Consider the following 18084-nt stretch of genomic DNA (forward strand, 5'->3'; position numbering starts at 1 on the left):
TGCTCATTCCGCAACATCGGGAAGCGAGCGCCGCTCAACGGCATCAAGCTTTTCCAAGAGATCAAGGAACCTGTCAGGTATCGCTTCCTCTTGAACCGACAGGTAAAGTGCGCGAAGCTTCGACGCGATCTGCGCGTGTGTGTTGTCTGGCCGCGGCGGTTGCTCGCCTTCGTGCCTAGCCCCATTGTTGTAGTTCATTGTAGCAGCAGCACCCTCAAAAACTATCCGAGGGGGAAACGCGATATGCAAAAATTTGTTCCGGGCGGGAACAAGATTTATCGTTCCTGCGTTTTCAAAACGCATCAGGCCGCGTTTTCGGCCGGAGTGAGGGAGCCCATTCATGTCATTGTCCACCCGGATCGCCCCATACCTGCCATTTCTGCGTCGTTATTCCCGTGCTCTGACGGGATCTCAGACGTCGGGAGATGCCTATGTCGCGGCGGTTCTGGAAGCGCTGATCGCCGATGTTTCGATCTTCCCCGAGGCCAGCAGCGATCGCGTCGCCCTGTTCCAGCTCTATACGAAGTTGTTTGGCAATTCCTCGATCCTGATTCCGGAGCCGGTTTCGCCCTTTGCTTGGGAGAAGCGGGCCTCCATCAATCTCGCTTCGGTTTCGCCGCTTGCCCGCCAGGCTTTCCTGCTGGTGGCTGTGGAAGGCTTCCACGCCAATGAAGCGGCGGAGGTGCTCGGCACCGGCGAAGGCCGTATGAGCGAGTTGCTCGAACAGGCGTCGGAAGAAATCTCGCGCCAGGTCGCCACCGATATCATGATCATTGAAGACGAACCGCTGATCGCCATCGATATCGAACAGATGGTCGAAAGCCTCGGTCATCGCGTCACCGGCATCGCCCGCACCCGCGACGAGGCCATCGCCCTGTTCAAGGCCTCGCAGCCAAGCATGGTGCTGGCCGATATCCAGCTTGCCGATGGCAGTTCGGGCATCGATGCCGTCAATGAGATCCTGAAAGCCTCGGCCATCCCGGTGATCTTCATCACCGCCTTCCCCGAGCGTCTTCTGACCGGGGAGCGGCCGGAGCCGACCTTCCTCGTCACCAAGCCGTTCAACCCCGACATGGTCAAGGCCCTGATCAGCCAAGCCTTGTTCTTCAACGAGAACACCCGCGCTGCTGCCTGAGGCTGCGCATCCCCGCGCGACCAGCATAAGTTGGTGAAGCGAGACGAACAGATCCGACACTTTCGCGCGCCCGCCTATCCGCAAGGATGGCGGGCGCTTTCGCTTCGGGTTAGGCATGACAGATGGAAGCGACTGCGAGAAACCGCAACGCTATTGGTCGTCAAGGCATGCACCTCCCTTCATTCCCTGTATTTTCCTGAGCTATCGTCACAGGACGCTCCGATGTTCCGAGCGAAGTTCGGTTTTAACAATCTGAACGTGCGGATGAATTTCACACCGCGTCTGCCGTTGCAGAGTTCAGCGCAAGCTTACCATGCGATCTTTGGAACGGCTTAGGCGGTCGTTGCGTTGTTGGACAGGTCGTTCGCTTTTCGAGTGAGGCACAGGGCGTGGACAGACAGGGCATTTCCGGCATCGGGCGCAGCGGACCGGACCCACGCACGCGCTTGCTCGATCTCATCCTGCTGAAAACCGGTACGGGCTATGTGCTTCAAGATGCAGAGCTGAGCGTGCTTTCGATGGCCAATGTGCCGGCTGTAGCCCGGGACTTAGCCTCGTGCAGCGGCGTGGCAGATGGAGAGAGCGAGACCCGCAAACTGAGCTTGCTCAAGCGCCAGGTGCTGGAAACCCGTAAAGCCGCAACCACCGAAATCGAAATCGCTGCGCCGACCGGGCTGATGACGTTACGGTTCGATATCGAGCCCATAGACGGCGAGGAAGACGGAATTGTCTCCATCGTCAGCGACGTCTCGGATGTGCGCCATCGGGAGCGGGTTTTGAAAACCCTGCTGCGCGAACTCAGCCATAGGTCGAAAAATCTCCTCGCCATCATCCAGGGCATCGCCACGCAGACGGCGCGCCAGGCGCGCTCGCTCGATATGTTCCTCGTCGCCTTTCGCGGCCGCATCCAGTCACTTGCCTCCTCGCAGGATCTGGTGACGGATTCGAGCTGGCGTGGCGCTTTCCTCTTCGCGCTCGCGGAAAAGCAGTTTGCCGCCTATTGGTCCGAACCCGGCATGCCGCTCACGCCGACCGGCATCGACGCACATCTCTCGCCCAATGCCGCGCTGCATATCGGCCTGGCCCTGCATGAGCTGATCGTCAATTCCGCCTCGCACGGCGCCATCGCCATGGGTGCCGCATCGCTGACGCTGGACTGCTTCGAGACCATGATCGACGGCCGCAACGCACTTGAGCTGGTCTGGCTCGAACATCTTCCTCTGCCGGCGCCTGCCAGTGAAAGCAGCGAAGCCGGCTTTGCCCGCACGGTGCTGGAACGCGTGGTGCCCATCGCCATCGGCGGCAAGGCGCATTATCTCACCAGTCCCGAGCGGATCGAATATCACCTGTTCATCCCGCAGCATGAATATGAGATCATCACGCGGCTCGAGGAGTAAGAACGGCATGTCGGCGGCATGCGCGTGATTGCAGCTGACGTCAGCTGCCTCGGTCGTTTACGCATATTCCCTCATAAGGCTTCTTCCTGCCTTGCGCCATCGTCGTGGCGGCGAGAAACGCGCGACATGCGTGGGTCCTAGAGGCAGGCCATGAGCCGCCGTTTCAAACAAAAATCAGATCGTTTGCTATGTCTGGGTTTGCTGGTGAGGCCATACGAAAACAGCCAGTGCCGGGGGGAGGCACTGGCTGTTATCTTCAACTCACCGAGGGGGCATGTGAGTTGTATGCCGAAGATCATTTGGGGGCGGTTCGCATTGGGGGCGATACGAACCATGATCCGGACAGCCTATAAACGGCCGGACTTACCAAAGGTTCCGAGACGATTCGGAAAAAATTGCGCGCCCGCACATTTTTCTTCAAACTCACGAAAGCGAAAAATAAGACATTGATTTTATTTGGTAATATCGAAGGAGAGCCGACAAGCCAAATGCGTCAAAGCCGGTCCAGTTCGGCGCGATGGCGCTGCATCGCCAGAAATTTTCCGAAATCGCGGTCGTAGTCTGGCTTGAGCGCAAGATTGGGAAGACGCAACCGCTCGGGCGGCGCCATGGCAAGGCCGGCCGCGCCCAGATCGGCATGAAACCCGCCACCGACGGCGGCCACCATCGCCGTGCCGAGGAGAACGGCATCGGGTGTCTCGGGGATGATGAGCGGGCAGCCGGTGACGTCTCCGTAAAGCTCGGTGAGCAAGGGATTGCGCACATGGCCGCCCGTCAGATGCAGCGTGTCGACCTCGTAACCGCCATCGATCATGGCCTGGAGAACGTGGCGGATGCCAAGCGCGATAGCGACGCAGGCGCGCCAGTAAAGCCGGCAGAGCCCATCGAAGGAACTGTCGAGACTGAGCCCGCTGATCACGCCGAGCGCATGCGGATCGGCAAGCGGCGAGCGGTTGCCGTGGAAATCCGGCAGGATGTTCAGCCGGGCACCGAGGCTTGCGCCCTCCCTCGCGCGAAGCTCCTGAATGCGACGGATGACGCGGCCATGGGTCTCGGCATCCGGCACACCGCCGACGGAATGGCTGCGCACGAGGTGATCGAGCAGCGCACCGCCCACCGATTGGCCACCTTCGATTAGCCAGCACCCGGGAAATCCGGCCTCGTAATAGGGGCCCCACATGCCAAAGAGCGGCTTCGGCGTCTGGGAAAAGGCGACCAGGCAGCTCGACGTGCCCGCGATCATCGCCAGCCGCCGTTCCAGCTTCGCCGGCTCGGCGGCATAGCGGCCCAGCACGCCGAGCGCGCCGGCATAGGCATCGATCAGGCCGGTCGCGACGGTACAGTGTGTGGTGAGCCCCAGATCCTCGGCCGCGGCCGCCGTCAGCGGACCTATAGGCGCGCCGACTGCCTGGACCTCCCGAGGAAGCCCGGCGCGGGCCATGAGATCGTCCAGGCCGATCATCGCCAGAAAATCGGCCTGCCAGCCATTCTCGGTGTGGGACAGATAGTTCCACTTCGCCGTCAAGGCGCAACGCGACCGGCTGTTCGACCCCGTCGCGCGCCAGGAGAGAAAATCCACGAGATCGAAGATCAGGCCGGCTTTGGCCCATTGCGCCGGCAGGTGGCGCTTCAGCCACATAAGCTTGGGCATTTCCATCTCGGGCGACATCACCCGTCCGGAAAAGTCCAGCACGCGATGGCCAGTAGCCGTGCAGGCATCGGCTTCCGCCATGGCTCGGTGGTCCAGCCAGACGATCGTATCCCAACCCGGCGCGCCCTCGCGATTGACCGAAAGCGGCGCGCCCTCCCCGTCACGCACAACGAGGGAGCAGGTGGCGTCAAAGGCGAGCGCACCAACGGCCTCCGGCGCCACGCCCGCCGTCTCGCGCGCCGCGCGAACAGCAAGCGTCACGGCCTTCCAGATGTCCTCAGATTGATGCTCGGCATGATCGGCATCCGGCCGGTTCATCAGGATCGGAGCTTCGGCGCGGGCGAGCAGGGATCCGCCGAGATCGAACAGGCCGGCACGGGCGCTGCCGGTGCCGACATCCACAGCCATCACCAAACGATCATTCATGTGGCGCTCAGCCCGAAGCATCGGCACAGGATCGAAGTCGGGCGATTGGCCAGACGCTCGCAGCCATGCGCGTCGCGCTTCGACCCCATGCCATCCTTCCCCATCCTGCCCACTCTCCCCGCCCGCACATCGTCATGCGGCGGCCGGCCGCTTACGATGCGTGCGCGACCTTCTGCTCCCGGCGGACAAAGTGGACGAGTTCGCGCATATCGTCAAACATGCCATCGGGCTCCAGCGTGCGCAGGGCCTCGATATGGCGGTCATGGCGAGCATGGGAGGCGCCGGTGAAGGCGAAGACACGCATGCCGGCGCGCTTGGCGGCCTCCACACCGGCCGGACTGTCCTCGACCACCATGCAGGCCTCAGGCCTGACACCCATGGCCCTGGCGGCATGCAGGAAGAGATCGGGCGCAGGCTTACCATTCTCGACCATGGTCGCCGAGAAAATATGCGGCTCGAACTTGCCGAGGAGCTCCGTCACCTCAAGCGAATGACGAATGCGCTCCATCTGGCTGGAAGAGGCAACACAGGTGGCAATACCAAGCTCCTTCAGCTTGTCCACCGCAACCGCGACGCCGGCGACCGCCTGCAGCTCGTCCTGAAACCGCTGATAGAGATCCTTGCGCATCGTCTCCAGCATGGCGTCGTCGACCTCGAGGCCGTATTCGGCCTTGATGATTTCGGTCGTGGTCTTCAGGCTGCGGCCGAGAAAGCGTTCCATTGCCTCATCCGCGGCAATATCGAGCCCGCCGGCGCGCAAAACGCGCACCAGCACATCGACAGAGAGCGGCTCGCTATCGACGAGCACGCCGTCGCAGTCGAAAATCACCAATTCTGGTTCGGGCAGCATCTCGGCTGGGCTCATGATCTTGCCTCCGCGGTTTCTTTGCGGGCGGATAAGCTGCCCGGGTGAAAAGATCGACGCGTGGCAAGGCAGGTCATGGCATCAGTCTCCGAGTTTGCCGGCGAGATAGGCCTCAAGCGTGGCGCGGGTGCCCGTCTCGGTCAGCGCGGTCAGCGCTTGCGTAAAGCGTTTGCGGAAGATCTCCGACTGCGCGACCTGGCCGAAGATATCGTCCAAGGCCAAAAATTCCAGAGGATTCTCCTTGGCCTTCAGAGCCGCCGCCTTCAGCCGCTCGGCATTGGCATCGTTGAAGGTGATGGCGCGGCCGGAGTCGGAGGTGCCCTGGAAGTAGCGGCACCAGAGCGCCGAGACCAGCGCCAGGCCCTGCACATCCTCGTTGCGCGACAGGCGGTCGGCGGTCGACGGCAGGATGAATTTCGGCTGGCGGTTGGAGCCGTCCTGGGCGAGACGGGCGATGGTATCGCCGATCTTCGGATTGGCGAAGCGCCGCTCGATCAGGGCGATATAGTCGTCCAGCACCACGCCGGGAACGGCTGGCACGCAGGTGACGATTTCGGTGCGCTCCAGCTTGGCGAGGAAGGCGCGGATCGTCTCGTCCTCCATCGCCTCGTGAACAAAGTGGATGTCGAGCAGTTCGCCCGGATAGGCGATGGCCGCATGGCCACCATTGAGGATGCGGATCTTCATATGTTCGAAGGGCGCGACATCCTCGACGAACTGCACGCCGACCTCTTCGAGCGCCGGACGTCCGGCGGGGAAGTGATCCTCCAGGACCCATTGCTTGAATTCTTCGCAAAAGACCGGCCACTGGTCTGCAATCGCATAATCCTTGGCCGCGATCTCGATCTCTCGCGCGCCGGTGGCCGGCGTGATGCGGTCGACCATGCCATTGGGGAAGGCGACAGTCGCCTCGATCCAATCGGCAAATTCCGGATCGGACAAGCGCGCCAGACCGGTGACCGCATTCTGCGTCACATGGCCATTGCCGGGAATATTGTCGCAGGACATGACCGTGAAGGGGATCGTGCCAGCTGCGCGACGCGCCTTCAGCCCGGCAAGGATCAGACCAAAAACGGTCTTGGCGTCGTCAGGCGTCGCGGCGTCGGCGGCGATTGCCGGATGGCTGGGGTCGAACAGGCCGGTGGCCGGGTTGATGAAGTAGCCACCTTCCGTGATCGTCATCGACACGATGCGGATCGTCGGATCGGCCAGCTTTTCGACCAAGGCCTTGCGGTCCATCGGGTCGAGAACATCGATCATGGCGCCGGTCACGCGGGCAGCCGACCGGCCGACATCCTGCTCCACCACGGTGGTCAAGTAATCCTGCGTTTTCAGCTTGTCGCGCATGGCCGCGTCATAAGACGTCACCCCTGCTCCGATGATCGCCCAGTCATGATCGCGGCCCAGGTTGAAGAGATCGTCGAGATAGACGGCCTGGTGGGCGCGATGGAAATTGCCGACGCCGAAATGGACGATGCCGGGGGTCAACTGGCTGCGCTCATAGGCGGGCACGGTCGCCGTTGCGGAAATGGCGCCGAGCGTGGCGAGCGAGAGAGGGGTGGTTTCGGTCATCGCGGATCTCTTTCATGGCGCCGCTCATTCGGCGCGGGGATCGAGGTTTTCAGGGCCGGCATCGTCGCCGGCGGAATGGTGTCCTGTGCGGCCGGGCAGAGCGCCGGCCGGCAGCGTCACGAAAAGGTTGCATTTGCAGTGGCTCAGGCCGCATCCCCTTGAGGATACCGCAGAGGCCCCTCACCCTGCCCTCTCCGCGTTGGGGAGAGGAGACTTGTGCCACACGCAGCGCACCCAGTTTGGGTGAAGCGGCATTGTCTTGATATCTTCTCCCCCAGCGGGGAGAAGATATCGGTAGGCATGCAGGGGTCGGCGCCGCAGCTCTGCAGCGCGGCCCGGAGCCTCAGCGAACGGCCAGACCGCTCTTGTCGAAGCGATGCAGCCGGCTCTCCTCGGGGGTGAGATAGACGGTGTCGCCATGGCGCAGCGCCGTTTCGCCTGGCGCGCGCACCGTCATGGCGCCAATGTCCTTGACGTCGACATGCAGGAACGTGTCCGAACCCAGATGCTCGGCAACGCCGACTGTGCCGGTCCACACGCCCTCGGCGGTGGAGAGTTTCAGATGCTCAGGACGGATGCCGACCGTATGCGCGCCGTAGCGCTCGGCGGCCGCACCCGTGGCCAGGTTCATGCGGGGCGAGCCGATGAAGCCGGCAACGAAGAGATTGGCTGGCCGGTTGTAGAGGTCCATGGGCGAACCGACCTGCTCGATATTGCCGGCCTGCAGCACGACGATCTTGTCGGCCATGGTCATAGCCTCGACCTGGTCATGCGTGACATAGATCATGGTGGTGCCGAGCTTCTGGTGCAGCTCGGAAATTTCCAGGCGCATGGTTCCGCGCAGGGCCGCGTCGAGGTTCGACAGCGGCTCGTCGAAAAGGAAGGCCGAGGGCGCGCGCACGATGGCCCGCCCGATTGCCACACGCTGGCGCTGGCCGCCGGAAAGCTGACCCGGCCGGCGTTCCAGATAGTTGGTGAGGTTGAGGATGCGGGCGGCATCACGCACCTTTGCGTCGATGACCGCCTTGTCCGTCCCCGCCATCTTCAGGGGAAAGGCGATGTTGTTATAGACGCTCATATGCGGATAGAGCGCATAGGACTGGAAGACCATTGCCAGCCCGCGCTTTGCAGGGGCCTCGCCCGTTACATCGCGCCCGTCGATGGAGATCTTGCCGGAAGAGGTGTCCTCCAGACCGGCGATGAGGCGCAGAAGCGTGGACTTGCCGCAGCCAGACGGCCCGACGAAGACGACGAATTCGCCGTTCTCGATCTCAAGGTCGATGCCGGGGATGACGGTGGTGGCACCGAAGGTCTTGTTCACCTTCGAAAGCGTTATCCTACCCATAATCGTGTTCTTTCTCTTACTTGACGGCGCCGAAGGTGAGCCCGCGCACCAATTGCTTCTGCGAGAACCAGCCCATGATCAGGATGGGCGCGATGGCCAGTGTGGAAGCCGCCGAAAGCTTTGCCCAGAACAGGCCTTGCGGACTGGAGAAGGAGGCGATGAAGGCGGTGAGCGGCGCGGAATTGGTGGTGGTCAGCCGGATGGTCCAGAAGGACTCGTTCCAGGCCAGGATGATGTTGAGGAGCATGGTGGAGGCAATGCCGGGGATGGCCATGGGCGTCAGCACATAGGCGATTTCGCCCCAGAGCGTTGCGCCGTCCATCCGCGCGGCCTCCAGGATCTCGCCCGGAATTTCACGGAAGTAGGTGTAGAGCATCCACACCACGATCGGCAGGTTGATCATGGTCAGCATGAAGGTCAGGCCGGTGCGGGTGTCGAGCAGGCCCCAATCACGGAAGAGCAGGTAGATCGGCACGAGCACGGCGACGGCCGGCATCATCTTGGTGGAGAGCATCCACATCAAAATGTCCTTGGTGCGCGGCGTCGGCGAGAAGGCCATGGCCCAGGCCGCCGGCACCGCAATCACCAGTGCCACAAAGGTGGACAGAAGCGACAGCACCACCGAATTGGTGAAGGGCCGCCAATAGTCGCGCTGGGTCTGCACCTCGACGTAGTTCTCGAAGGTAAACGACGGGATCAGGCTGAAGCCCGAGATCGCCTCCCCTTCCGTCTTCACCGAGGTGATGACGGTATAAAGAATGGGGAAGAACAGAAGGAGCGCCACGCTCCAGGCAAGGATCGTGAAGACGACCTTGCGGCGGGTGGAAACGGCACGGGCCATGAGGTCTCTCCTTTACCGGTCGAGGTTCTTGCCGACGGCGCGCATCAGGAAGAAGGCGACGATATTGGCGAGGATGACGGCGATGATACCGCCGGCCGAGGCACCACCGACATCGTAGCCGAGCAGTGCCGTGCGATAGATGAGGAAGGCAAGGTTGGTCGAGGCATAGCCCGGACCGCCATTGGTGGTGACCAGGATTTCCGCATAGACGCCAAGCAGGAAGATCGTCTGGATCAGGATCACCACCGTGATCGCGCGGGCCAGATGCGGCAGCGTCAGATAGACGAAGCGGCTGACGAAGCCGGCGCCATCCATCTCGGCCGCTTCCTTCTGCTCGCCATCCAGCGATTGCAGCGCGGTGAGCAGGATCAGCGTGGCGAAGGGCAGCCATTGCCAGGCAACGATGATGATGATGGCGAGCAGCGGATATTGCGCGAACCAATCGACCGGCTGCAGCCCGAGGCCGCGCGCCATATCGGCCAGCACGCCGTAAGACGGGTGCATGATCATGTTCTTCCACACCAGCGCCGCAACCGGCGGCATGACGAAGAAGGGCGAGATGATCATAATGCGCACGATTCCCTGGCCGAAGATCTCCTGATCGATCAGGAGCGCGATGGCGATGCCGCCGAGAACCGTGATCAGCAACACCCCGCCGACCAGCGCCAGCGTATTCCACAGAGACTGGAAGAAGGCCGGATCCGTGTAGAAGAAGCGGTAGTTGAACAGGCCGGCAAAGCCGACATTCGCCGGGTTCAACAGATTGTAGTTCTGGAACGAAAACCACAGCGTCATCGCCAGCGGCACGATCATCCAGATCAGCAAAAGCCCTACCGAGGGCGCCATCATCAAGCGCGATAGCCCGCGCGTCTGTGCCGTCGCCATACGTCATGTCCTCCCGACAGCGATTGTTCTTCTTGCAAGCGACCGGCCGTCGGTCGCCCGAAGTTTTGGCAGAGCCGGGCCGCCTCATATGTCGAGGCGATCCGGCATTCCCACTCCGCCGCCCCCGATCAGGCGGACAGAGAGGCGGCGCGGGATGCGCCACCTCTCAAGTCGATTTATTTCATGTACCCGCCACGCTGCATTTCGCGGGATGCGACGCCCTGCGCCTGGGCGAGCGCGTCGTCGACCGACATCTGTCCGGCGAGCGCTGCCGAGAACAGCTGACCGACCGTGGTGCCGAGACCCTGGAACTCCGGAATGGCGACAAACTGCACGCCGACATAGGGCACGGGCTTGACCGACGGATTCTTCGGATCGGCCGCGTTGATGCTGTCGAGCGTCATCTTGGCGAAAGGCGCGGCTTTCAGATAATTCTCGTTCTTGTAGAGCGAGGTGCGCGTGCCCGGAGGCACGTTGGCCCAGCCTTCCTTCTCGGCGACGAGGTCGAGATAATGCTTGCTGGTTGCCCAGGAGACGAACTTCTCAGCGGCAGCGGCCTTCTGCGTGCCGGCGGGAATGGCGAGGTTCCAGGCCCAGAGCCAGTTGCCGCGCTTGCCCAAGCCCGTATCCGGCGCCAGCGCAAAGCCGACCTTGTCGGCGACCGTCGAGCTCTTCGGATCGGTGACGAAGGAGGCGGCGACGGTGGCGTCGATCCACATGCCGCACTTGCCCTGCTGGAACAGCGCCAGATTCTCGTTGAAGCCGTTGGACGATGCGCCCGGAGGGCCGGCGTCCTTCATCAGCTGAACGTAGAAGTCGAGCGTCTTCTTCCATTCCGGCTGGTCGAACTGCGGCTTCCAGTTCTCATCGAACCAGCGGGCGCCGAAGGCGTTGGAGGTGGCCGTCAGGAAAGCGATGTTTTCGCCCCAGCCCGCCTTGCCGCGCAGGCAGATGCCGTTGATGCCGGCCGACCGGTCGGTCATCTTGCGGGCGGCATCGGCGATGAAGTCCCAGGTCGGCGCGTCGGGCATTTTCAGCCCGGCCTTTTCCATCAGGTCCTTGCGGTACATCACCATGGAGCTCTCGCCATAGAAAGGCGCGGCATAGAGCTTGCCGTCCATGGTCAGGCCCGAGCGGATGGCCGGCAGGAGATCGTCGACATCGTAATCGGCACCAAGATTGTCGAGCGGCAGTAGCCAGCCCTGCTTGGCCCAGATCGGAACTTCATAGGTGCCGATCGTCATGATGTCGTACTGGCCGCCCTTGGTGGCCACGTCGGTGGTGACGCGTTCACGCAGAACGTTTTCTTCCAGCGTCACCCATTGCAGCTGGATGTCCGGATTGGCTTTGGTGAAGTCATCGGTCAATTTCTGCATACGCACCATGTCGCCATTGTTGACGGTGGCGATGGTGAGCGTTTCGGCATGGGCCATGCCGGCAAGAACGGCTGCCGAGCAGGCGCCCAGCAGGATCGCTTTCAAATTCATGAATCTTCCTCCCAGAAGAAAAGTGAGCATTTGCCTCACCGATGGGCATTTACTCACCAAGCGCCGATTGTTGTCAATTCGTAATCGTCGCTGCACCGCGTAAAAACGTCCGCTCTAATACTTTACGTGCGTAAATTTATATCATACCGCGCGACAAAAACAAGCCAGAAAGGGAATCATGACTATTCCCATCCTCCTCCGCGCGGCCTGGCTTTGAAAACGACATAGGGGTGCGCCCTCTCCACGAGGAAAGGTGCAAGAAAAACAAGAAGAAGAGAAAGATCAGACCTTAAGCAGCGCTTCGGCCGTGGCCTCGTCGGTAATCAGCCCGTTGAGCACGCGACCGCGCAGGGCGGCGGCGAGTGCGGGCAGCTTGCGAGGGCCCTTCGCCATGCCGATCACGGTGCAGCGCTGCGTGTCGGGCAGCGGCACGCTGGCCACGCGATCGCGGATTCCCGGCATCAATTGCCCGTCGCGATCGTACATCCAGCCACAGATTTCGCCTGCCGCGCCCGCCTCCACGAGTCGGCCCATCTCCGCCGGATCGAGAAAGCCGTCCTGGCAGAGCGGACCATCGACACCGAGTTCGCCAACGCCGACAAAGGCGACGTCGGCCGTGGCGCCGAGCTCCAGCGCGGAACGCACCAACGCCTGATTGTGCAAAACGTCACGCTCTTCCATGGACGAAACGAGCACCGGCAGCGGCATGGTGAAGTGGCGCGCCTTGACGGCCTCAGCCATGGAAAAGATCACGTTGTAATAGGCGACCGATCCGTCCCGCCCGATATTGCCGGTCAGAGAGACAATCCGGTGTTGCGGACAGTCCATCGGCGAGAGCTGATCGATGGCGGCCTTCAGCGTGCGGCCGGTGCCAACGGCCAGAACCGTGGGATCAGGCAGTTTCAGCCATCGTTCGATCTCGGCCGCACCGGCTTCGGCAATGCCGACGGTCGACGACGGCGAACCGGGATCGGTGGGCACCACCTCGACATGGCGCAAGGAAAACTTGTCCTTCAGCGCGGCGCTCAGCTCCAGGCAGGCGCCGATGGGGTGGTCGAGACGCACCTTGACCAGCCGCTCCGCCATGGCCAGCGAGACGAGCCGCTGCGCAGACTGGCGGGAAATGCCCATGGCCGCGGCGATTTCATCCTGCGTGCGGCCGGCGACATAATAGAGCCAGCCCGCGCGGGCAGCGTCATCGAGCCGGGCGGCGCTGTCGGGTTTGCGTGCCATGATCTGCCCTGTTCTCTCCGCCGTCTCTGCTGGCACTCTTCGCCTGATCTGTCAATCGACCCATGGCTCATCGCCATCTGTGGTTGTTAGACTCATGTCCGGAACACGGCTGTTGCAGAGCAAAAAATTTACCGATTGATAAAAAAACCGGCCGTGTTACCGTTCGTGCTTCAGGCGCGGCGACAGAACCGGCAAAAACGAGGGGCCGCCAGCGCCGGGACAGACCCGTCACGGAGAAGACCAATGGGAACCACAGACACTGGGATCGTGGCCGGGCGCTTGCCGCCGGCCGAAGTCGAAGCCAATTTTGCCGATCTGCATGCCCCGCTTACCCGCCACGAGGCGCTGGTGGAGTCGGATCGCTGCTACTTCTGTTATGACGCGCCGTGCATGACGGCCTGTCCCACCTCCATCGACATTCCCCTGTTCATCCGGCAGATCTCGACAGGGAATGCGCTGGGCGCGGCCAAGACGATTTTCGACCAGAATATTCTCGGCGGCATGTGCGCGCGCGTCTGTCCCACCGAAACGCTCTGCGAGGAGGCCTGTGTGCGCAACACGGCCGAGGAGCGGCCCGTCGAAATCGGCCGCCTGCAGCGTTTCGCCACCGATGCGGCCATGCGCGAGAACAAGCAGTTCTATCGCCGGGCAGCGCCATCGGGCAAGTCGATCGGCGTAGTCGGCGCCGGCCCTGCGGGCCTTGCCTGCGCCCATCGCCTCGCCATGAAAGGCCACGCCGTCACCCTCTATGACGCGCGCGAGAAGGCCGGCGGCCTCAACGAATATGGCATCGCCGCCTACAAGGCCGTCGATGATTTCGCCAGTCGTGAGGTCGATTATGTCACCGCCATCGGCGGCATTGACATACGCAATGGACAAATGCTCGGCCGCGACTTTACGCTGACCGATCTGACCGCCCGCCATGATGCCGTCTTCCTGGGCATGGGCCTGGCCGGCGTCAACGCGCTGATGACCGAGGGCGAAGCGGCCGAAGGCGTCGAGGATGCGGTGGACTTCATCGCCCGGCTGCGCCAGTCGCCGACCAAGACCGATATCGGCGTCGGCCGGCGCATCGTCGTCATCGGCGGCGGCATGACGGCGGTGGATGCCGCCGTGCAGGCGCGGCTGCTCGGCGCCGAAGAGGTGACGATCTGTTATCGCCGCGGCAAGGAAAACATGAATGCCTCGGAATTCGAGCAGGATCTGGCCGCCGCCAAGGGCGTGACCATCCGCCACTGGCTGCAACCCTTGCGCATCGTCACCGGCGCGCAAGGGACCGTGACCGGCATCGAGCTTGCCTATACCCAGCTCGTCGATGGCCGCCTGACGACGACGGGCGAAACGACGGTGATCGCCGCCGATCAGGTGCTGAAAGCCATCGGCCAGACCTTCGAGCCGATGGGCCTTGAAGTCATCGGGCTTGAGCGCGGACGCATTCTCACCGATGCCGAGGGGCGTACCTCGCTCGACGGTGTCTGGGCCGGCGGGGACTGCATACTCGACGGGGAGGACCTGACCGTTTCCGCCGTCGCACAGGGGCGCGATGCCGCCGAATCCATTCACCGCACCCTGATGGCCGTGGCATCGCCCGCCATCGTCGCCGTTGCCTGAGGGGGAGAAGACCATGGCAGACATCCGCAATGATTTCGTCGGCATCAAATCGCCCAACCCCTTCTGGCTCGCCTCCGCGCCGCCGACCGACAAGGCCTATAATGTCGAGCGCGCCTTCAAGGCCGGCTGGGGCGGCGTCGTCTGGAAGACGCTGGGCGAGGAAGGCCCGCCCGTCGTCAATGTCAACGGCCCGCGCTATGGCGCGATCTGGGGCGCCGACCGCCGCCTGCTCGGCCTCAACAATATCGAGCTGATCACCGACCGCGACCTGCAGACCAACCTGCGCGAAATGAAGCAGGTGAAGATGAACTGGCCGGATCGCGCCCTGATCGCCTCGATCATGGTGCCCTGCGTCGAGGAAAGCTGGAAGGCGATCCTACCGCTGGTGGAAGAGACCGGCGCCGATGGCATCGAGCTTAACTTCGGCTGTCCGCACGGGATGAGCGAGCGCGGCATGGGCGCGGCCGTCGGCCAAGTGCCGGAATATATCGAAATGGTCGTGCGCTGGTGCAAGCAATATACGCGCATGCCCGTCATCACCAAGCTGACGCCCAACATCACCGACATCCGCAATCCGGCCCGCGCGGCCAAGCGCGGCGGCACGGATGCCGTCTCGCTGATCAATACGATCAATTCGATCGTCTCGGTCGATCTCGACAATTTCGCCCCCAACCCCACCGTCGGCGGCAAGGGCACCCATGGCGGCTATTGCGGCCCGGCGGTCAAGCCGATCGCGCTCAACATGGTGGCCGAGATCGCCCGCGATCCGGAAACCTACGGCCTGCCGATTTCAGGCATCGGCGGCGTGACGACCTGGCGCGACGCCGCCGAATTCCTGGTGCTCGGCGCCGGCAATGTCCAGGTCTGCACCGCCGCCATGACCTATGGGTTCAAGATCGTTCAGGAAATGATCACCGGACTTTCGGACTGGATGGACGAGAAGGGCCACCGCACGCTGGACGACATTACCGGCCGCGCGGTGCCCAATGTCACCGACTGGCAATATCTCAACCTCAATTATATCGCCAAGGCGCGCATCGACCAGGATCTCTGCATCCAGTGCGGCCGCTGCCACATCGCCTGCGAGGATACGTCGCACCAGGCGATCACCTCCATGGTCGATGGCATCAGGCATTTCGAGGTGATGGAAGACGAGTGCGTCGGCTGTAATCTCTGCGTCAACGTCTGCCCGGTCGACAATTGTATCTCCATGGTGTCGCTTGACCCCGGCACGCTGGACGAGCGCACCGGCAAGATCGTCGAGCCCATTTACGCCAACTGGACCACCCATCCGAACAATCCGATGGCACGGCAGGCGGCGGAGTAAACAAGCGACCCGGGCCTTGCTTCTGGAAAGGCTCGGGTTTCGCCATCACATAGTAATCACGACCTTGCCAAATGGCCCGCGCTCAAGATGCGCAAAGGCCTCGTGAGCGGCTTCGAAGGGGTAGCGCGCATCGATTACCGGCTTCAGGCCGAGATGATCCACGGCATGAACTAGGTCCTCCAGGCCCCGGCGATGGCCGACGGAAATGCCCTGGATCGTGGCCTGTTTCAGCAACAGCGGCCCGGCGGAGCCTGAGACATCGAAGCCTTCGAGCACGCCGATCACCGAAATGCGCCCGCCCAGCGCCAGGGCTGCAAGCGATTGGCCGAGCGTTGGGCCGCCAACGAGTTCGAGCACATGATCGGCACCGTGGTCGCCTGACGCCTGCAACAGCGGCTCAACCCAGCCTTCACGCGGCAGGATATGGTCGGCGCCGAGCATGCGGGCGCGTTCTCCCTTTTCGGGGCTCGATGTCGTGATGAAGACTTCCGCGCCATGGGCCTTGGCAAGCTGAAGGCCGAACAGCGCCACGCCGCCCGTGCCCTTGATCAGCACGCGGTCGCCGGCCTTGATCCGGCCAAGCTCGATCAGCGCCGACCAGGCGGTCAGGCCCGCACAGGGCAAGGTGCTGGCCTCGGCCGCGTCGAACGTTGAGGGTGCGGCAACGAACCACTCTTCGGAAAAGGTGACGTGCTCGGCCAGCACGCCGGGATGGGCGCCACCCAGCGCCTGATAGGGTGGCGTGCGGGCATTGCCCTTGGCCAGACCCTCGATCCGATCTGGCGAGAAGGTCGAGATCACGTGGTCACCGGGTTTGAAGCGCTTGGCTTGCGGCCCGGCCGCGATCACCGTCCCCGCCATGTCGGAAGCTGGAATGAAGGGAAAGGACAGGGGCGATCCCATGCCGTTCTCGATCATCAGCTTGTCGCGATAATTCAGCGACACCGCTTCGACGCGCACGAGAAGCGTATTGCCTTCGGGTGCGCGGATCGGCGCCTCCGCCAAAGTCAGGTTCTCCAGCCCAAGCGCGTTCAGGGCCCAGCGGCGCGAAGTGGATGGGGTCGTCATGATCGTCCTCGCTTCTGTGATGATGCGGCCATGCGCGTCACATCGACATGGCCATGGGATGCGGGCGCACATTACCGTTGAACCTTCATCGGCATTTGCGATAGTTCTTCTCGATATTGTCGCCCTGGAGGAACCGATGGAACAGCTTCGCGATGTGCCGGTCTTTGTGGAAGCCGCCGAGGCGGGCAGCTTTTCGCTGGCGGCCGCGCGGCTCAATCTGACCCGCTCGGCCGTGGCCAAAGCCATCGGCCGGATGGAAGGACGGCTTGGCGCGCGGCTTTTCCATCGCACGACGCGGCGCCAGAGCCTGACGGAGGAAGGCCGCTTCTTCTACGAGCGCTGCCTGCGCGCGGTGGAGGAAATCCGCGCCGGCGAGGCGCTGATCGAGAGCGGGCGGCGGGAGGTGCGCGGGCGGTTGCGCGTGTCCATGCCTGTCGTCTTCGGCCGAACCTGTGTCGCGCCGATTCTCGTCTGCCTGATGCGTGATCATCCGGGGCTGGAACTGGATCTCTCCTTCAGCGATCGGGTGGTCGACATGGTCGAGGAAGGTTTCGATCTCTGCATCCGCAATGGCCTGCTGAAGGATGAGCCGGACCTGATGGCGCGGCGCATCGCCTTCCAGCGCATGACCGTCTGCGCCGCCCCGTCCTATCTCGCCCGGCATGGCACGCCGGAGCAACTGGAGGATCTGGGCGCGCATGACGGCTTGCTCTATGCCCGGCGCGACCAGGTGCGTAGCTGGATCTTTCCGACCGCCGAAGAGCCGATGCGTGCGGTGATCCCCAAGGCTCGGCTGCGGGTGGACGATCTCCAGGCGCTGCTCGATGCCGCCTGCGCCGGCCTCGGCCTTGCCTGGCTACCCTGCTGGATGGTGCGCGACGCGGTGCGGGATGGACGGCTGGTACAGGTTCTGACACACGTGCCGAGCATTCATTTCAGCAGCCATGCGGTCTGGCTGAAGACGCCGGTGATGCTGCCTAAGCTCAGGATCGCGATCGACCGATTGGCGGCAGATCTGCCGGACAGAATGGGCGTGCTGCTCGATCCGGACTGCCGCGAACCGGCTGGGCAAGCACCTTCGCGTGAACGATCCGTCACCCAAGCGGCAGTTGCTTAAATCATCAAAGCCACCGATATAGAGCGGGTCGCATGAAAACCGACGCAACCCCTCTGACGGCTGATGCAGGGCACCCGATGGCCCTGTCTGGCTGAGAGGCGAACATGCAGCGGCATCGGATGCG

General features: G+C 62.9%; 15 protein-coding genes. 5 read left to right on the plus strand and 10 right to left on the minus strand.

What is annotated here, in order from left to right; genetic code table 11:
- Positions 1-3 precede the first annotated feature (3 nt).
- On the minus strand, positions 4-342 hold the full coding sequence (locus tag BMX61_RS25445) for a NepR family anti-sigma factor (protein WP_407703795.1): 339 nt from the start codon (positions 340-342) through the stop codon (positions 4-6).
- On the opposite strand from BMX61_RS25445, the gene BMX61_RS18325 reads away from it, so the two are divergent.
- On the plus strand, positions 341-1135 hold the full coding sequence (locus tag BMX61_RS18325; RefSeq protein WP_075625615.1) for a response regulator: 795 nt from the start codon (positions 341-343) through the stop codon (positions 1133-1135). The genes BMX61_RS25445 and BMX61_RS18325 overlap by 2 nt on opposite strands.
- Before the next feature lie 389 nt (positions 1136-1524).
- Complete coding sequence (locus tag BMX61_RS18330) at positions 1525-2532, plus strand: sensor histidine kinase (RefSeq protein WP_234794736.1); 1008 nt, start codon at positions 1525-1527, stop codon at positions 2530-2532.
- 493 nt (positions 2533-3025) lie between these two features.
- Here the strand turns inward: BMX61_RS18330 and BMX61_RS18335 are convergent, their stop codons facing one another.
- From BMX61_RS18335 to BMX61_RS18370, 8 genes are all read right to left on the minus strand, one after another.
- Positions 3026-4609, minus strand: coding sequence for an FGGY-family carbohydrate kinase (locus BMX61_RS18335; RefSeq protein ID WP_075625616.1), 1584 nt, complete (start codon positions 4607-4609; stop codon positions 3026-3028).
- Positions 4610-4760: 151 nt separating this feature from the next.
- Complete coding sequence (locus BMX61_RS18340; RefSeq protein WP_075625617.1) at positions 4761-5474, minus strand: HAD family hydrolase; 714 nt, start codon at positions 5472-5474, stop codon at positions 4761-4763.
- 81 nt (positions 5475-5555) lie between these two features.
- Positions 5556-7046: a mannitol dehydrogenase family protein gene (locus BMX61_RS18345; protein WP_075625618.1), complete on the minus strand. Its 1491-nt coding sequence runs from the start codon at positions 7044-7046 to the stop codon at positions 5556-5558.
- 343 nt (positions 7047-7389) lie between these two features.
- Entirely contained in the window at positions 7390-8391 is a 1002-nt protein-coding gene (locus tag BMX61_RS18350) for an ABC transporter ATP-binding protein (protein WP_075625619.1), read from the minus strand.
- Between the two features lie 16 nt (positions 8392-8407).
- Positions 8408-9232: a carbohydrate ABC transporter permease gene (locus tag BMX61_RS18355; RefSeq protein ID WP_075625620.1), complete on the minus strand. Its 825-nt coding sequence runs from the start codon at positions 9230-9232 to the stop codon at positions 8408-8410.
- A 12-nt stretch (positions 9233-9244) separates the two neighbouring features.
- On the minus strand, positions 9245-10117 hold the full coding sequence (locus BMX61_RS18360) for a carbohydrate ABC transporter permease (protein WP_075625621.1): 873 nt from the start codon (positions 10115-10117) through the stop codon (positions 9245-9247).
- Positions 10118-10293: 176 nt separating this feature from the next.
- A complete protein-coding gene (locus BMX61_RS18365; RefSeq protein ID WP_075625622.1) occupies positions 10294-11604 on the minus strand; it encodes an ABC transporter substrate-binding protein in 1311 nt (436 codons plus the stop codon).
- A gap of 282 nt (positions 11605-11886) precedes the next feature.
- Complete coding sequence (locus BMX61_RS18370) at positions 11887-12837, minus strand: sugar-binding transcriptional regulator (protein WP_075625623.1); 951 nt, start codon at positions 12835-12837, stop codon at positions 11887-11889.
- 243 nt (positions 12838-13080) lie between these two features.
- Between BMX61_RS18370 and BMX61_RS18375 the strand changes: the two genes are divergently transcribed.
- Both BMX61_RS18375 and preA read left to right on the plus strand, forming a co-directional pair.
- The gene (locus BMX61_RS18375) at positions 13081-14448 is read left to right on the plus strand and encodes an NAD(P)-dependent oxidoreductase (RefSeq protein WP_075625624.1); all 1368 of its coding nucleotides are present in this window, start codon (positions 13081-13083) and stop codon (positions 14446-14448) included.
- 13 nt (positions 14449-14461) lie between these two features.
- Positions 14462-15775, plus strand: a complete 1314-nt coding sequence (preA, locus tag BMX61_RS18380; RefSeq protein ID WP_075625625.1) for an NAD-dependent dihydropyrimidine dehydrogenase subunit PreA — start codon at positions 14462-14464, stop codon at positions 15773-15775.
- A gap of 45 nt (positions 15776-15820) precedes the next feature.
- On the opposite strand, the gene BMX61_RS18385 is transcribed toward preA, so the two are convergent.
- A complete protein-coding gene (locus tag BMX61_RS18385; RefSeq protein ID WP_075625626.1) occupies positions 15821-16843 on the minus strand; it encodes a zinc-dependent alcohol dehydrogenase family protein in 1023 nt (340 codons plus the stop codon).
- Positions 16844-16979: 136 nt separating this feature from the next.
- On the opposite strand from BMX61_RS18385, the gene BMX61_RS18390 reads away from it, so the two are divergent.
- Positions 16980-17960: a LysR family transcriptional regulator gene (locus BMX61_RS18390; protein WP_075625627.1), complete on the plus strand. Its 981-nt coding sequence runs from the start codon at positions 16980-16982 to the stop codon at positions 17958-17960.
- The last annotated feature ends 124 nt before the right edge of the window (positions 17961-18084 follow it).

The organism is Xaviernesmea oryzae, assembly GCF_900109605.1.
GTDB classification, from domain to species: domain Bacteria; phylum Pseudomonadota; class Alphaproteobacteria; order Rhizobiales; family Rhizobiaceae; genus Xaviernesmea; species Xaviernesmea oryzae.

Coding starts and splice junctions, on each gene's coding strand:
- BMX61_RS18340 (WP_075625617.1), bottom strand. CDS start 5,474: ATGAGCCCAGCCGAGATGCTGCCCGAACCAGAATTGGTGATTTTCGAC.
- BMX61_RS18355 (WP_075625620.1), bottom strand. CDS start 9,232: ATGGCCCGTGCCGTTTCCACCCGCCGCAAGGTCGTCTTCACGATCCTT.
- BMX61_RS18385 (WP_075625626.1), bottom strand. CDS start 16,843: ATGACGACCCCATCCACTTCGCGCCGCTGGGCCCTGAACGCGCTTGGG.
- BMX61_RS18365 (WP_075625622.1), bottom strand. CDS start 11,604: ATGAATTTGAAAGCGATCCTGCTGGGCGCCTGCTCGGCAGCCGTTCTT.
- BMX61_RS18375 (WP_075625624.1), top strand. CDS start 13,081: ATGGGAACCACAGACACTGGGATCGTGGCCGGGCGCTTGCCGCCGGCC.
- BMX61_RS18370 (WP_075625623.1), bottom strand. CDS start 12,837: ATGGCACGCAAACCCGACAGCGCCGCCCGGCTCGATGACGCTGCCCGC.
- BMX61_RS18345 (WP_075625618.1), bottom strand. CDS start 7,046: ATGACCGAAACCACCCCTCTCTCGCTCGCCACGCTCGGCGCCATTTCC.
- BMX61_RS18335 (WP_075625616.1), bottom strand. CDS start 4,609: ATGAATGATCGTTTGGTGATGGCTGTGGATGTCGGCACCGGCAGCGCC.
- BMX61_RS18390 (WP_075625627.1), top strand. CDS start 16,980: ATGGAACAGCTTCGCGATGTGCCGGTCTTTGTGGAAGCCGCCGAGGCG.
- preA (WP_075625625.1), top strand. CDS start 14,462: ATGGCAGACATCCGCAATGATTTCGTCGGCATCAAATCGCCCAACCCC.
- BMX61_RS25445 (WP_407703795.1), bottom strand. CDS start 342: ATGAATGGGCTCCCTCACTCCGGCCGAAAACGCGGCCTGATGCGTTTT.
- BMX61_RS18360 (WP_075625621.1), bottom strand. CDS start 10,117: ATGGCGACGGCACAGACGCGCGGGCTATCGCGCTTGATGATGGCGCCC.
- BMX61_RS18325 (WP_075625615.1), top strand. CDS start 341: ATGTCATTGTCCACCCGGATCGCCCCATACCTGCCATTTCTGCGTCGT.
- BMX61_RS18350 (WP_075625619.1), bottom strand. CDS start 8,391: ATGGGTAGGATAACGCTTTCGAAGGTGAACAAGACCTTCGGTGCCACC.